Annotated in this window: 13 protein-coding genes; 1 reads left to right on the plus strand and 12 read right to left on the minus strand. The window is 33.5% G+C overall.

All coding sequences use genetic code 11. The features are described from left to right. The 4 genes from ACWVCY_RS12745 to ACWVCY_RS12760 form a co-directional block, all read right to left on the minus strand. Positions 1–343 (minus strand): hypothetical protein (locus tag ACWVCY_RS12745; RefSeq protein WP_455143211.1); only part of this gene is annotated, 343 nt, incomplete at its 3' end. Positions 344–570: 227 nt separating this feature from the next. Next, a complete protein-coding gene (locus ACWVCY_RS12750; protein ID WP_455143212.1) occupies positions 571–1,512 on the minus strand; it encodes a CobW family GTP-binding protein in 942 nt (313 codons plus the stop codon). After that, the gene (locus tag ACWVCY_RS12755) at positions 1,512–2,873 is read right to left on the minus strand and encodes a uroporphyrinogen decarboxylase family protein (RefSeq protein ID WP_455143213.1); all 1,362 of its coding nucleotides are present in this window, start codon (positions 2,871–2,873) and stop codon (positions 1,512–1,514) included. The genes ACWVCY_RS12750 and ACWVCY_RS12755 overlap by 1 nt, the downstream gene beginning before the upstream one ends. A 125-nt stretch (positions 2,874–2,998) precedes the next feature. Further along, positions 2,999–4,132, minus strand: coding sequence for a hypothetical protein (locus ACWVCY_RS12760; protein ID WP_455143214.1), 1,134 nt, complete (start codon positions 4,130–4,132; stop codon positions 2,999–3,001). A 136-nt stretch (positions 4,133–4,268) separates the two neighbouring features. Here ACWVCY_RS12760 and ACWVCY_RS12765 point away from each other — a divergent pair, with 136 nt between their 5' ends. Then, positions 4,269–6,875 carry a DUF1156 domain-containing protein gene (locus ACWVCY_RS12765; RefSeq protein WP_455143215.1) on the plus strand — a complete coding sequence of 869 codons (2,607 nt, stop codon included), beginning with the start codon at positions 4,269–4,271 and terminating at the stop codon, positions 6,873–6,875. A gap of 12 nt (positions 6,876–6,887) precedes the next feature. Here ACWVCY_RS12765 and ACWVCY_RS12770 read toward each other — a convergent pair whose 3' ends face one another. The 8 genes from ACWVCY_RS12770 to ACWVCY_RS12805 all read right to left on the minus strand — a co-directional run. After that, positions 6,888–7,259, minus strand: a complete 372-nt coding sequence (locus ACWVCY_RS12770; RefSeq protein ID WP_455143216.1) for a gamma-glutamylcyclotransferase family protein — start codon at positions 7,257–7,259, stop codon at positions 6,888–6,890. Positions 7,260–7,306: 47 nt separating this feature from the next. Further along, positions 7,307–8,425, minus strand: coding sequence for a hypothetical protein (locus ACWVCY_RS12775; RefSeq protein ID WP_455143217.1), 1,119 nt, complete (start codon positions 8,423–8,425; stop codon positions 7,307–7,309). Positions 8,426–8,555: 130 nt separating this feature from the next. After that, positions 8,556–9,365 carry a winged helix-turn-helix domain-containing protein gene (locus ACWVCY_RS12780; RefSeq protein WP_455143218.1) on the minus strand — a complete coding sequence of 270 codons (810 nt, stop codon included), beginning with the start codon at positions 9,363–9,365 and terminating at the stop codon, positions 8,556–8,558. A gap of 155 nt (positions 9,366–9,520) precedes the next feature. Further along, the gene (locus ACWVCY_RS12785) at positions 9,521–10,642 is read right to left on the minus strand and encodes a hypothetical protein (RefSeq protein ID WP_455143219.1); all 1,122 of its coding nucleotides are present in this window, start codon (positions 10,640–10,642) and stop codon (positions 9,521–9,523) included. Between the two features lie 155 nt (positions 10,643–10,797). After that, the gene (locus ACWVCY_RS12790) at positions 10,798–11,799 is read right to left on the minus strand and encodes a DNA-methyltransferase (RefSeq protein WP_455143220.1); all 1,002 of its coding nucleotides are present in this window, start codon (positions 11,797–11,799) and stop codon (positions 10,798–10,800) included. Between the two features lie 44 nt (positions 11,800–11,843). After that, a complete protein-coding gene (locus ACWVCY_RS12795) occupies positions 11,844–12,464 on the minus strand; it encodes a methyltransferase family protein (RefSeq protein ID WP_455143221.1) in 621 nt (206 codons plus the stop codon). A gap of 232 nt (positions 12,465–12,696) precedes the next feature. Further along, a complete protein-coding gene (locus ACWVCY_RS12800) occupies positions 12,697–14,709 on the minus strand; it encodes an ABC transporter ATP-binding protein (protein ID WP_455143222.1) in 2,013 nt (670 codons plus the stop codon). Beyond that, positions 14,709–16,003: ABC transporter ATP-binding protein (locus tag ACWVCY_RS12805; protein ID WP_455143223.1), on the minus strand; the 1,295-nt coding region annotated here is incomplete at its 5' end. The genes ACWVCY_RS12800 and ACWVCY_RS12805, both read right to left, overlap by 1 nt.

The following is a 16,003-nucleotide window of genomic DNA, read 5'->3' on the forward strand; positions in this document are numbered from 1 at the left end:
CTCCTTCAACGATAAACATTATCGATACCGCAATTGAAATAATTATTACTATAAAAAGAAAGAATACTAGAATATTCTTTTTTACCGAATAATCCTCTTTCTCTTCTCCCAGTCTTAGCTCCGCTCGTCCGATACGAGGATAGGTGGTTCGTTCTCGAATGAATGTGAGAATAGCATTACCGAAGAAGATTGGGAAAAAATAAAAGACTACCATAAAAGGCGCTATGAAAAAAATTGGGCAAAAGATTAAAATTAAACCAATAAGAATTTCCGTAATTCCATCTTTCATGAGTTCATTATATGTTTTCTGCTCAATTGCTTTAAGGTTTATTTTTTCTGACATTTCTATTCACTTAAAACTGTTTTTTCATTTTCAGTCTCTTGATGCTTCAAATTTATTGATTAAACATCTTAAATTGTAATGAACTTCACTACTATAAATAACTTTGTATAGCAGAGTACTTAATTTTATTATTCACTTTGTTTTATTTTTAGTGTATTCTTTGAGCTTAGGATTGAGTGTATTATTCTATAAAACTTTAAAAGATTTTTAAAAAAAGGGTTCCAACTTTAATTACTATTTAGTTGATTCCATTGTTGACGAAAAACTAATATTTGTTCTTGTCTTACAGTATTTCGAAATATTACAACAATTTGATTCGTAAGAAAAGACTTTTCTATTTTAGATATCTTTAGCTGGGTATTTACACTATTTATTTGACACCAACCATCAAGAAATTGCAGAAAGCCTTTAATACGAAACGTATGTTTTTTTAACTCTTCAAAAAAAGGCATGACTACTTCTTTACTAAGCGGTCTGTTAGATATCAATAAAAGACGCTTTATTGATGGAATTCCTTCATTTTTCTCTCCAATTCCCAATCCATGTTTGATCTGAGTAGCCTTAAGTGATGGAAGAGATTGAATATAGTTAAACTTCCCAAAAGATGTTTGATAAAGCATTATATTAGGATTATATTCTCGTATTCGATTTTCAATAGCATGAATCGTTTCTGGTTCAACAAGATCAATTTTATTGATTAAAGCTATTGTAGAGGCTTTTATCTGATGTTCTAAAGTCTGTAATGTAGTACTTAATTCTAAGAAGAAAAAAGCATCAATCAAGCAAATAATCTCTTTCAGGAGGTATTTTTTATAGATTTGATTCTCTATTTGTCTTAAATTATCATAAATTATTGACGGGTCAGCTAGTCCTGAAGCCTCAATTAAAAGTACATCAAGCTGATGATTTTTTGTAATATTAATCAAATTTTCCAAGAATTGGTTGTTTAAACATTGACAAAAAATTGATCCCGAGTTAATTTCAACCAAAAGAACATCATCAGGTATTAACTGACCATCTATGCCTAAATCTCCAAATTCATTAATAATAACACCACATTTTAGGTTCTGACTTTCTAATTCTGAGAGTAAATTAATTAAATAGGTGGTTTTTCCAGCTCCTAGAAACCCATTAATCAAAAAAATTGGGATAGGTTCCAATTTTTCCATTATAGCACCTTTTCAATTTGCTGTATAAATTCTGTTTTAGGAGGGATTAATGAAGAATAGATCACTTTTCCATTAATGAGAATTGCAGGGAGATGTTTTAACTGTAATTTCTTTCCTCGAGCTATATTCTCCTTGTTAGTATATTTATATTCCACCAAATCAATTTTATCGTTAAAATATGTCTTGATTTCTTTTGCAGCATTAAGCATATATCCGCAGGCAGCACATATATCAGAATCAATTGTAAAAACTTCCACCAATGGCTTGGAAAGATTTGAATAATTAGGAAGAGTAATATCCAGATTAAGTTCAGTGGATTGATAATTTAAAAGAGACTCTTTAATAAGAGTAGGCTCTTTTATCGCCTGAATTACACCAATCACATTTTCAGGGGGAGTATCATAAGGCATATCACACCCAGGAGCAATAATAAGATTCTTTGTTCCTAAATTTTCGATTAATTCAATAACATACCGCATATTATCTTGTTGAGATCCGAATAACATTATTGTTGTCAGGGGAATATTTCCCCCAAGAAGGATTCCTTTGGGTTGAAGGATATCTTGAGCAGTTTTCATATTGATATTTTCATCTACAAAGATTGAATCAGGGAAAGTTTGAGTCATCATTTCAAGGTTTTTAGTGGCATCTCCGCAGACAAAAAAGCTAGAAAAGATCTTTCTCTGGCGTATATGTGTAAAAAATGACTTGAATGGTTTTATCAGAAATTCTTGAAAGGTTCTAGGAGAAACTTGTGAGACAACAGGATCTACAATTGCTATCACATCCATCCCTACTTCCATATAATAATCTGCTATTTGATGTGCAACCTTCGTACAATACTCAATTAATTGGTTACAATACTGTGGATTTGTTATCAAATCAATATAAAATGTCATTCCTCGTAAATGAGATGCCAAAGTCAAGGGACCACAGAGTAGTCCAAATAATGCTGTTTCCTCTCCCACTAGTGTTTTAAATTTTTGCGTTGTCTCTAAAATTACAGGAAGCCTACCATCCTTTTTTGAGGGAATTTTCGTTGGAATTGTGAGATCTTTTGCCAGTGGGTGAGAAATTACCATAGGTGGTGATTTATCTGCCCATTGTAGTGTACATCCTAAGATCTCTGCTTCAACTTGAAGATCAAAAACTATTGGCTGCCCATCAGGATGATAAGTCTCATTCACCTTTAGTAAAGCTTTTAATAATTTCTTTGAGTCTATTAACAATTCTGGAGCGGTATAATTACATAATGACCCCGCATGGACACCAGCAAATGGAACCCATGGAATTTTATCCATCTTCTTATGATTAAAGACATTATAAATCAGTTCTTTTCCAGTAAAAGGAGAATGAGGCATTATTATCAAAAGACTGTTTTTTCAAATCGCTTTATTTCAATTATGATATCTGTTTTTTTCTCTAATTGTTCTTAAATTGGTTAAATTATCTTCCCCTCATTTTTTTTGAAGTATCTTTTGAAAAATCATCCAAGTTTTTTATAAATTTCGGTTGCTCTGTCTTTATACTGTTGAACAGCTGGTTGGTCAAATGGATTGGAACCTTTCAGCTGACAAAGCCGTATTGTAAGAGCATGTAAAAATCCAACACAATAAGCTGTCTCGGTAACTGAATTTTTTTCGAGAAGACATTTAAATACAGGTCCCGGAAAAGTATCTTCAACTGCTCGTGAAGTTATATTGAGGTGTTGACCCGATTTCGCTTTTATTCCTGGAATAATCTTTTTGAGGTGTTTTGGATAACCTTCTGGCTCAATATCCTCTAAATACTCCTCACATTGAAAGGTAAAGATAGCAGAATCCTTTACTCCTCCATACCATCTTTGTAAATCCGAATGTGCACTCCTTGGCATAATATGAAGCGAAGCATCTAATGCATCTTGTAGGTGTTTAGGAACGGATTCATTTATTAGCTGGGTAAATAAGATACCAAGTCCCTGTGTAAACTGACCCGAAGGAAGAATACGTATTTTGGCAAATTCACTTTTCTCTAGATTAAAAAAGATCAGAGCTACTTCGTCTGCTAAAGAACCTCTCTTAAAATTTTCTTTATAACTATTTTTCAGACCAGATAAAAATTCATTAGAGTCTAATCCCATCGCAATCATGGGGACAATCCCTAATTCATTTTGTATGGCGAATCTCCCAGATACATCATACCCTACTGAAACACGAGACCATCCTAGTTCATCGCAAACCTCTAAGAGTGGTCCTCCATTTGTAACGACTAACGATTGATATTCAAGAAGATATGGAATGAAACTTATCACTTCTTTTGTAGTTCCTGACCGAGAACAGTAGATTATCCGAGTTTTATTAGATTCATAACTAGCTAATTCTTTTAACACATATGGATCAGGAACTTCCAAATGTGTAACGGATACTTTGGAATGTGGTCGAAATATTAAGGGTTGTACTTGAGATCCTCCAATACCCACTATCCCTAAATGCTCATATGTACCTAATACTTTAGGAATATTCTTTTCCAACTGTTTAGCTCTAGAAATAAACTTATCCATGTTTTTTACAAAATCAGGTATCTCAAATGGAGGAATTGGATCAATTTGATCTCTGAATCCATCTGGTAATAAGATTTTCATATAGTTTCACCTTAGTATGTGTAAATATTTTATATTTTAAATTGCTTGAATCACGTTTTTAAGAAATCTATATTTATTATACTTTTTAGTTTATAATTCAATTGAATTTTAAACTGCCACTGGACGCCCAATTCTTATGAAATCACGATTAATCGAATGGAATTTGCCTTTACGCGAGATTTCAAAGCATAGTAGTAGCGAAAAAAGCATTCGACATGGTCATCCTTCTACTCTCCATTTATGGTGGGCTCGTCGTCCTCTTTCTGCTTCACGAGCCACAAACTTTGCTGCACTACTTGAATTACCAAATTCCCCTGAAATTCAGGCAAATCTACTTGAATTAGTGCGAAAAATATTACCCTGGGACGTAGTGAAGAATGGACATTCTCCAATTATTTCTAAAGCTCAAAAGCTTCTACAAAAAGAATGGAAAGAACCACCTAAAATTTTAGACCCCTTTAGTGGAGGAGGATCTATTCCCCTAGAATCATATCGTTTAGGATGTCATACCTATGCTAATGAATTGAACCCAGTAGCTGTTCTTGTTCAAAAAGCAAGCTTGGAATGGCCCCACCTATTTGAAGATAATCTACTTGCCGAAAAAGTTAATTATTGGGCCAATCAGGTTAAAGATAAAGTTTTTCATAAAATTGGTAAGTTTTATCCCTTAGAAAATGATGGGTGGATACCAATTGGCTTCATCTGGGCACGAACCATACCTTGTACTAACCTAAAATGTCAAAGTGAAATTCCCTTAATTCGTCATTTCTGGTTAGCTAAGAAAAAAACACGGAAAATTGCATATAAACCAATTATCCATAAATTACCAAAGAAGGTTGAATTTAAGATTCAATATGATGATAAAATCGATTTTAATCCATCTAAAGGTACAGTTAATAGAGGAAACGCTACTTGTTTGGTTTGTGGAGAAACAAATTCTGTTAAAATTACACGAAGACTTGCCCGTGAAGGTAAAATGGGCCAACGACTTCTAGTACTTATTTTAAGACATCCAAATATCAAAGGTAAGCGTTACCGAATTGCAGAACAAAATGATCTTCAAACTTGGCAGGAGGCTAAAACATTCTTATCTCGAAAACCAAAAATCTGGTATTGGGATTTAGAGCCTTTACCCTCAGAGGAATTACCTCCTGCTGGCTCCTTAGGTGTAAACCTTCAAAGTTATGGATATAACCAATGGAAAGACCTTTTTAACGCACGGCAGCTTCTTTCTCTTGTTTCCTTTGTTGATGCAATTAACTCATTGAAACCAGAGATTTTGACTGATTGTCAACTTTATCCAAACAGTAATATTCTTTATCAAGCCATTTTAGGTTATTTGGCGTTAATATTAGGTCGTTTAGCAGATAAAAATGCTAACCTAGTAGTTTATAATGTCTATGGGGAAAAAATTGAACATGTTTATGGACGAACTGCCTTACCTATGAAGTGGGACTACGCTGAAGTCAATGTCTTTTCAGGTGGGAATGGGGATTGGGATGCTCATAAAGAATGGGTGGTTCGATTTCTTAAGGCAAACTCATGGAGTGTTTCCTCCTCAATAACCATTACACAAGGTAATGCTAAACAATTACCATATCCTGATGCCTTTTTTGATGCAATCATAACTGATCCTCCATATTATGATAATGTTCCTTATGCTGATCTTTCTGATTTCTTTTATGTTTGGTTTAAACGGATTTTAAAAGATATATTTCCAGATCTTTTTAGTTCATATCTCTCTCCTAAAAAAGAAGAAATTATTGCAAATAAATCACGTCAAGATAATCCAAAATTATTTTTTGAAAGTAATTTAGCTCTCGCATTTAAAGAAATGTTTCGAACTTTAAAGCCTGAAGGTATAGCAATAATTGTTTATGCTCACAAATCAGCAGATGGGTGGGAGGCTATGCTTCAAGGACTATTAAATGCAGGATTTATTATTACTGCTTCATGGCCAATCCAAACCGAAATGAAAACACGGTTAAGAGCTCGTTATTCAGCTGCATTAGGCTCTTCTATTTACCTAGTATGCCGTAAAATCCCTAAAAAAGGTTTTATTTTTTTAAATAAAATAGAAAATCAAATTAAATCGCGTATTTCAGAACGATTAACTACTTTTTGGCAACATGGCGTGATTGGAGGAGGAGATTATCTTATTTCAGCTATTGGTCCAGCTATGGAAATTTATAGCAAATATGAAAAAATATTTTCAAAAACAAAAGAACCCTATGCAATTAAAGACCTATTAAATGATATAAAAGAATATTCTACACAATTTTTAACAGATCAATTGATTAAAGATGACAAAAATTCTCCACTCGACCCTTATTCAAAGTTCTATCTGATGAGTCTCTGGTTTTCCCAAGGAAAGACACTTTCAATTAAAGAGGCAATCTCAATTGCTAAATCGGTAGGAATTAGCTTGAATGAGCTCTGGTGTAAGGGAGAATTCTTAAAGAGAGACTCTAAGAATATTTGGTTGTTTTTATCTCAGGAGCGACGTTTAATCAGTAACTATGATACTCTCATTAATATTATGCATCGATCTTTACAATTCTGGGCAAAAGAACAAGAATCTGAACTTGTATCATTTCTAACAGAAATGAATATACTGACTAATGAGCTTTTTTGGCGTTATTGTCAAACTATTTCCGAAATCCTCCCTCCAAGAGAAAAAGAAAAACAGCTCTTAGAAAGCTTACTTGTGCAGCAACCTCGTCTACAAAGATTAGGGAAATAATCGGATTTTAAATTAATTGAGGATTTTTTGTCGAGTAAATTCCTTAATAAGAGCTGAACTAGGGTAATAGGCATATGCAGATTTTGATGAATTAGATCTGAGTATTTGAATAAGAACCTTAATACGATGGAATAAATTACCTTCTCCCTCAATCCAATCAAGCTCTTGGAGAAGAACAACAGGGATATTCTGGTAAAATTCACCTCGTACAAAACTATGTTGATCTTGAAGAATTATTGGAAAAGGTTTATCAGGAGGCCATATTCGACGGTAATCCGAAAGAATGCCTATTTTAGGTTCTAGATTTTGTAATACATAATGATTTCGAAAACCAGTCAAATAATTCCCATAAACAAATAAATTAATTGGTATTTCCTGATTCAAGTGAGTACTCCTTTTCTTATTGCTAAGATAAAAAAGGAAAAGAAGAATTACCTTCTTTTCTTTCGAATAAAAAGTCCGCTAGCAACAGAAAGGGCAATGATGCTTATTGGAACTAAAAATCCATTTGTCAAGCTTTGACTTCCTGCTTGGATAATACCCTCAACTCCGATCTTTGGATCATGTAGAATATTTGTCCCATGTGGGTAATTTAAGTAAATTTTTTGCTCATTGGAATTGAGATTATCCTCAGATACGGGACTAGCAAGGATTGGGGTAATAACTCCATCAATGAATGCATTTTCATTCCATGAAAAGAAACCAAAAAATCCATTCATTTCTACATCAACTCCTTCTTCGTTCTCAGATCGCCCTTCTACCTCGTCTTCTGTATCTTCTTCGTGTTCATATTCCGATTCAGCCTCTAGTTTTAATTCTAGGGCCAATAATGAACTTTCATTTAGGAATGGGAAATTATTGATTGCTATATCAAGTTTAACTTCAGTTGGAGCAATTAGAACACCATTCACATTAGCAAATTCATTGGCAAGATAGAATTGCAGAGAGAAAATCCTATTAGAGGAAGTAATATTCATTATATACAAGGTTGTATTACCCGCTCCTGGAACCGTCTGAAGTGAAATTGGTTCATAGTCAATTGAATCTAGACGGATTTCTTGAACAAGTTCATCAATGGTTTCATTATAGACTCCATTAGAATCAAGATCAAGATATTCAGCAAGAAGATAGAATCGAATTTTGAATGCTAATTCGATCTCTAATGAATCAACCTCAGAGGAGTATTCTACCTTTACTTCAGGCTCATCAGTTGTTTTTACTTCGATCTTGATTTCATCCTTTTGGGTTCCGATTTTTCGTTCAGATGCGATTTTGGCTTCTTCTGAGGATACTTCTATTTTTAATTCGCGCTCATTTGCTTCTTCTATGTCGTCCTCGACGCCATCATCATCATGATCGTTATCCTCTTCATCCTCAATATCAGAAATATCGCTTATATTAGAGGAATCACTTTCATCATCTTCGGTTGGAGTAGCAACTCCATCAATAATTACCATAGAACTTAGTATAAGTCCTAAAACCATAAAAGCTATAATTGATGTTATGGATAATAGCCTTCGTGGAAAAATTGAGTTTTTAATTTTTAACATAATTTTTTCACCATTTTTGGAAATAATCTAAAATAATCCAGAATTTGGTCTTGTTTATACATTAACTTACATTTTCACAGAACTGGGGTTTTTCTAGAAAAATAGAATAGTTTAATTCTATCAGGAAATTTCATGTAAGGGCATAAAGTACGAGTAAATTGCCGTATTGCACAATTAGGAGGAGTATTAAGACTCTATCTAATGTTCTTAACCCTGATCTATGAAATAGGTGGAGGTAATAGCTTAAACTAAAAATTTGTGAAAATAAACTGAATAATAATCCTAGAATTCCTGAAAAATCCAAGAAGAGAGGTAAATCGGAAATTAAACTAAAGATAACTATGATCAAAAAGATAATTGCAGGGGGAAATAAAAAATTAGCAAGTAGGTCTGCTTTATAAAAGGAGCGTTTAACGAGTAGCTGATAAACAAGAAAATAAATTATTATTTCTAAACCTATTGAGCTAAAACTCAGAATTATTAACAGAATTGGATCTTTTACTGTAAATATAAAAAATCCAATAATTCCTATTTTCTTCACTAGATTCAGATAAATTAAAAACATTGAAATCAACCCAATTAGGAGAATTGAGATAAATAATGGTCTTGAACTTATTTTCGATGAAAATAAATTATAATGATTCAACCAAGAGAATCCATCAGAAGTTTCTATTGGTACAAAAGAGGTTTTTAAGAATTCTAGAGCCTGATAACCTCGATATGTAATCTGGTAAATTTTTTCTTGATCTTGTTCAATCAATAATGCATCTTCTAAAATCCTAACATGATGGTAGAATACACCGGGTTTTAAATTAAGAACTCGTGCTAAATCAGAATACCCAGCTAAGCCATGTTCATAAAGCTCAAGAAGTATCTTTCGCCTTATGTCATGATTTAACGCCTTGATGACTCGTTCATCAAAACTTTCAGGCGTTTCCATTGAATCAATTTACCTCGGGGCATCTATTAAGCAAAATCTTTAAAAAATGTCTTTATTCTCTCAAATATTCTTCTAGAAAAGAATTATAGAATTAACAATATGAATCTTCTTTTATATTTTTAGGATCTTTGACTCTCTAAGAGTACCTTGAAGCTTTAATTATTCTTATTTTTCCGAAAAAGAAGAATTCCAGCAATCACAACCAATGTGATCAGTGTCATTACAAAAAGATATCCTTCTTTAGGCAATTGTAGTAATGATACTAATTGCTGGATGATTTCAGTTGGAGAAGGGGGAGATAGTAAGATTCCTGCAACACCTAATTTTGGATCATGTAATAATTTTGAGCCATGAGGATAGGAAAAATAGAGCTCAGTTCCCTCTTCTGAAATGTCTAATGCACTTATATTAACTTTCTGAACTAAATCATTAACATAAAGACTCTCTGACCATGAAAAAAAACCTGTAAAATTATTTTGGAAAAGCTCCACCTCACTCTCACCTTGCGATCTTCCCTGTTTCTCATCTTCTGTCTCTTCATTTAATTCATATTCATTTTCCCCTTCAAACTGAATACCTAAAGCTATTTGAGTATCATTCTGAACAAATGGAAAATTTCTCAAAGCAATGTCTAATTTCAATTGAGTAGGAGTATTAGTTACATTATTCATCATAAAAAATTCTGAAGCAATATAAAACTGAATTGAAAAGAGGGAATTGATCGAGGTTATGTTAAATAAATAAAGAGAATTGTTATTCAAGGTAGAATAAGATATTGGAAAAAAGTCTAAGGATTCTATGGCAATCTCTTGGACAACTGAATCAATAGATTTAGTAAAAATCCCATCTAAATTAACATCAAGGTACTCAAGGAGTGTGAAAAATTTTAATTTTAATTCCAGGTCTATTTCAGATGTCCCAAGATCTGATTCGTATTCCATATTAATTCTGATTTCATCCTCTATTTTTATCACGAAATGGATCTCATCTTGTTTTTCACCTGATTTTAATCTAGATTCTATTGATATCTCGGTAGCTCCAACCTCAAACTGAATCTGTCGTTTATTAATCTCTTCATATTGGTCATCAATACCATCATAATCTTCATCGATATTATTAAATTCATCTTCCTCATCCTCCCCATCATTAGATTGCAAAAAGGCCTGAATTTGAGTCAAATGGAGGGAGAAAAAAAGAATTATGAATAAAATAACTAGACCTGATTTATATTTTTGAAGAAAAATCTTCAGGAAATAATTTAATCGATAATCCTCCATGTTTGAGAATCGCCTAGGTTCACTTTAATCCTTTAAATGATAATAAGACTAATAATCTAAATAGTTAGTTTTACAATTTTCTTGAAATAACCAAAAACACTCTTAAGGAACTCTTGATCTTTTGAAAGAAAGTTCAAATAAATTCCAATAATTGCCTATTCCCGCCATTCTAAAGGTTTTTGAACAACTTTCTCGGTTCCACGCGGTTTATGTACAGGTTTTCCAAGTCTACGTTTTTTTAATGAGCCTTCCAAATATTTTCGAACTCTAACAACGGCAATATCTGTAAATTCTTTTTCTTTGTCCACACCAATTACCTTTCTGCCATGAATTAATCCAGCTAGTAAAGTTGATCCCACTCCCATAAAAGGATCAAATATAAGGTCACCTGGATTAGATAATGCTAGGATCAGGCGTTCTACTAGCTCAATTGGAAATTGACATGGATGAATTGTTTTTTCTGGGTGGTTAGACTTAACGTTTGGGATATTCCACAATTGATTTTCCCAATCAGCTTCAATAATCTCCCATAAATCAGAAGGGTTTTTCCCTAATGGATTTCCAGAAGGTTTTCCTTTATTTCTTCCTTTATAGGCTCGCTTTCCAGGATATTTTTGAGGAACACGTACCGGGTCTAAGTTAAAGATGTAATCAGAAGATTTGGAAAACCAAAGTATAACCTCATATCGGCCAGAAAATCGTTTTTGAGCATGTAATCCATGACCAAAGTGCCAAATAAGCCTATTTCTCAAATTAAATCCGAGTTCTTTGAAGATTGGGTAGAAAAAGACATCAAGGGGGTAGACTTCCCCTTCCTTTACATGATTCCCTACTTCCCAACAGATATTTCCATCTGGTTTAAGGATCCTCTTACATTCTTGGAGTACATGGGATTGCCATGATAGATATTGTTCAAACTCTATTCTTTCTTCATATGGTTTTCCTATATTATATGGTGGTGAAGAAACAATAAGTGATATAGAGGCGTCAGGAATGCTTTGAATGTAATCTAGCGTATCATTCAATCCTATATTTATGTCAATACGTTCCTTATAAGTTTTACTATATCTTATCGTTTTATCTTTGAACTTTAAGTCCTGTGGAAATTCAACTCGTGATTCAAAAGCCTTTAATGCTGAATTCTCTTTTTTTGGCATGAAAATCCACAAAGTAAATATGTTGTTGAGTGTTCTTAAGGGTATTACCACAAAAGTGGTATGAACCTTTTAACTTTTTTTTGGTATATAGGATACTCCTCAGGAAAATATTTGACCAAAAGGGCTTCTTCGTACAGCGTGATCGAAAAATATCCTATTATTCCGAGTAATAAGAATAAAAAGAAAGGATTTAGATATAATAAAGGAAATCCAAGAAAATAGAAGATATAAGAAGAGTAGAGAGGATGACGTATCCATCGATACATCCCTTTTGTTTCCAATTTAGTAGGAATCCCCCAAGAAAAAGCACGATCCCAACGAGAATATCGACCTAATACAGCAATTATAGTTCCACAAGATATGAGAATAGCTCCCAACAATTGGAAAATATTGAACAAAATTGTATTAGGAATTAATTTAGGAATATAGCTAATCTGGAGGTTCAGAAAAAAAGCGATAGAATTTAAGAAAAACACAATCCATACACATCCAGATGTTATAAAGGCAAGAATAGACCAAAAATTGATTTTTGATTCTGGTGAAATTTTTTGTTTTAGATTTGGATTTCTTTTAAGATAAGTTTTCAGATCAAGTGGAAGCGTAAATCCAATGTAGATTAGAAAATTCAATGTTATAATGAATTTTATTAGGAATGGATCAATCATTCTAGAGTTCCTCAAATAATCCTACTATTTATTCAACAATAAAGGTAACTGTAGAGGTAATTCTTATGAAACATTTATGGAATAATTACTTATGAAAATAATCCGTTAACGAAAAGCTGAAAATCCCCCTGAAGAATGTAGGGTTTTAGTGATAGTACAAAAATAATCAATTAGTAACAAATAAAATAACCTAAATCACTTAAAGTAATGGTTATCGAAATAAAGAGAAAAATCAGGGATGAAATCTATGTTTTAACCGTTCTCGCTCTTCAGGAGACATTTTTTCATACATTTCCCTCATTTTTGCTATTTGATCAGGATTTATATTATCTAAATTGCGTTGCATCCCAGGAGGATGAGTATTTCCATTAGCAGCTACTGCTAGAGGTGATTCATCAAGAGATTCTTCTCGAGGCGCCATATAAACCTCTGAAATCTCTTCGATACCTTGATGACTATAATAAGTATAATATAATTCAGAATAAACACCTCTTTTGTCTAAAAGTTCTTTATGGGTACCTAATTCAACAAGTTTGCCTTTTTCAAAAACTGCTATTCGATCCACATCACGAATTGTTGTTAAACGATGTGCAATTACAAAGGTAGTTCTTCCTTCGAACAACGCTCTCTGAGCTAGCTGAACTAAGCTCTCGGAATATGCATCCAACCTAGAGGTGGCTTCATCTAAAACAAGTATCTTGGGATCTGCTAACATGGTCCTAGCAATAGTTATCATCTGTCTTTGTCCAGAACTTAATCCTTTTCCGCTTTCTAACAAACGTGTGTTGTACCCATCAGGTAACGCATCAATAAAATCTTCTGCACCAATTAATTTACACAATTCGAAGATTTCTCCATCACTTACTTCAGGATTACCATAACGAATATTTTCAATTACTGTATCAGCAAATAAATATGGTTCTTGGGGGATAAGACCAATAGAGGAGTGCAAACTTTCAAGAGAGATATCTTTCAAATTCTGATTTCCAATAAAAATACTTCCTGAGGTAGGGTCATAAAAACGTGCTATTAAAGCTGCCAAAGTAGTTTTTCCTGCACCTGTATGCCCTACTATGGCTATTTTCTCACCTTGTTCTACCTTAAATGTAATATTACTTAAAACAGGGGTACCTTGCACATATTCAAATGAAACATCTTCAAAAGTAACACTAGTATCATCTAGCGAAATTGGGACAGCATTTTCACTATTTTTTACTTTATCTTGCTGTTCTAGCACATCAGCAATACGATCCATGGCAGCTAGAGATGATTGAAGTTGTGGATAAAACATTGATAGATGTAGAATCGGACTGAGGAAGCGTTGAACCATATTAACGCCTAAATATATTTGACCAAAGGTTAATACAGATGGGTGTAGTGATCCTCCTACAAATAATGTCATTGAAACAAGAATTATAGAAATCATTGATATAGAGGGCATTAAAAAGTTAAAAAGTGCTCCCATTTGTTTAAAATATTTATAAGCTTGTAAATTTAACTCGTAAAGAATCCCAGATGACCATTCTTCACGATTAAATGATTTGGCAATGGACACTCCAGCTAAGCTTTCCGCCATTTGACCTGTGACTGCACCATAGCTTTTTCGAACACGATACATTACTTTCCTGCCAATATTTCCAAGAAATCCTGCTAAAACCGCAGCTACAGGAATTGCAAGGAGTGAAATTCCAGTTATGATTACATTGGTAGCTAAAAGGATAAAAAACGTTCCAAATGTTAATAATAGCTGGGAACTGGCTTGAGTTACAACTGATATCCCTTGTGATAACTCATCTGTATCAGAGACAACTCTGCTGGTAATATCACCACTTTGTTCTTTTTTGTGAAAACTCATATCCGCTTTGACTAAACGATTAAAAACCTCCTTCCTAACATCGTGTAACATATATGCTCTTACATGAGATAAAATGTAGGTGTTTAGAGCATTTAAAAACCAAATGATAAAGGATAGAACTAAAAAAATCACAAAGATCATCAGCAAGGAATTGGTGTCGGGAGGAACCGTTGATCCAACAGGGATTGCTATGTCCAATCCACTACTAATGATTAATGGATAAATAATGGACCCAATTGTATAGACCAAGATAGATATAGCAGAAATGATAAGATAAGACCAAAATCGACCTAAATAATGCCAAAGCATGGGTAATAAGACTTTTGTAGGTCTTGTACGCTTGAAACTTCTTTCAGAAAAGAGTGCTCCAGGACCATGCCGACGAGACATTAGAACTGACCTCCTATAGATTCGGGTAAAGCTTTAAAGATAGTTTGATATTGTGGGCTTATTCTTAACAGTTCTTCATGTGTTCCGTGAGCTATAATCCTACCCTTATCAAATAAAATGATAAAATCCGATTCAAGTAAGGTTCGAAGTCTTTGGGTAACTACTATTGATGTCCTATTTTTCATCAGTTCATCTAATGCTCTTCTTAATAGAAGTTCCGTCTTAGAATCTATGGCTGAAGCTGAATCATCCAATAATAAGATTTTAGGATCTGCAAGGATTGCACGAGCTATGGCAAGTCTTTGTCGTTGACCTCCAGATAATTTTGATCCTCGTTCTCCAATTCGTGTATCCAATTGTTGGGGTAATTTATTTATGAAAGCTACAGCTTGAGCTTTTCTTGCTGCTTCAAGAATTTCTGAATCTGAAGCAGAAGGATTAGCAAAAGCAATATTTTCTTTTACAGATGCAGAAAAGAGAAATATTTCTTGTTCCACCATGGTTACACCTTTTCGTATTTCTTTGGCTGGAATTTCCGCCATTGGAACTCCTCCAATCATTATTTTCCCTTCTGAAGGATCATAAAGACGTAATAGAAGTTTCAAAAATGTCGATTTACCAGAACCAGGGCCTCCAATCACTGCTACATGCGAGCCATGAGGGATGGTGATATTTACCTTTTCCAAGGCAAATTTAGTTCCATTTTGCCCATATTTGAAACTAACATCTTCAAAAGCTATATCACCATTCCAGTTAGGAGTGTGACCTTCCCTAGCTTCATCTGGGACAGGATCCTTCCAAGTCATTTTTTCCCAGATTCTATCAGCATTTGTTTTTCCAGCTCGAATGCTTAAAATTGACATTGGTAACATAAAATTAATGAATTGGAGGGATAATAACAATGAAATTGATGTTGTAAAAGCTCCGATTGTTGAAGGATCTTCTGCTAATTTCATTAGACCAATTCCAAAAATAATTGCAGTAATCAAGAGTAAGATAGTAGCAGGCCAAAAGAAAGCAGACAATCTTCCCTCACGATTTACAATATCAGCATATTTGTTACTTCCTTTTATGAAACGTGTATTTTCCCGATTTTCTTGATTAAAACTGCGAACAACTTCAATTCCCCGAAATATTTCCTGTGAGTCTCTTGTTACGATTGCAAGTCGATTAGCTAATTCTTGACGAATTGGACCAATTACTGAAGCATAGCGAAAAACTAAGATCATATAGATAGGAAAACCGATTAAACCCACTAGAAAGTAAATAGAATCAACTGATAAAAAAACAAGAA

Source organism: Candidatus Hodarchaeum mangrovi, from assembly GCF_975850365.1.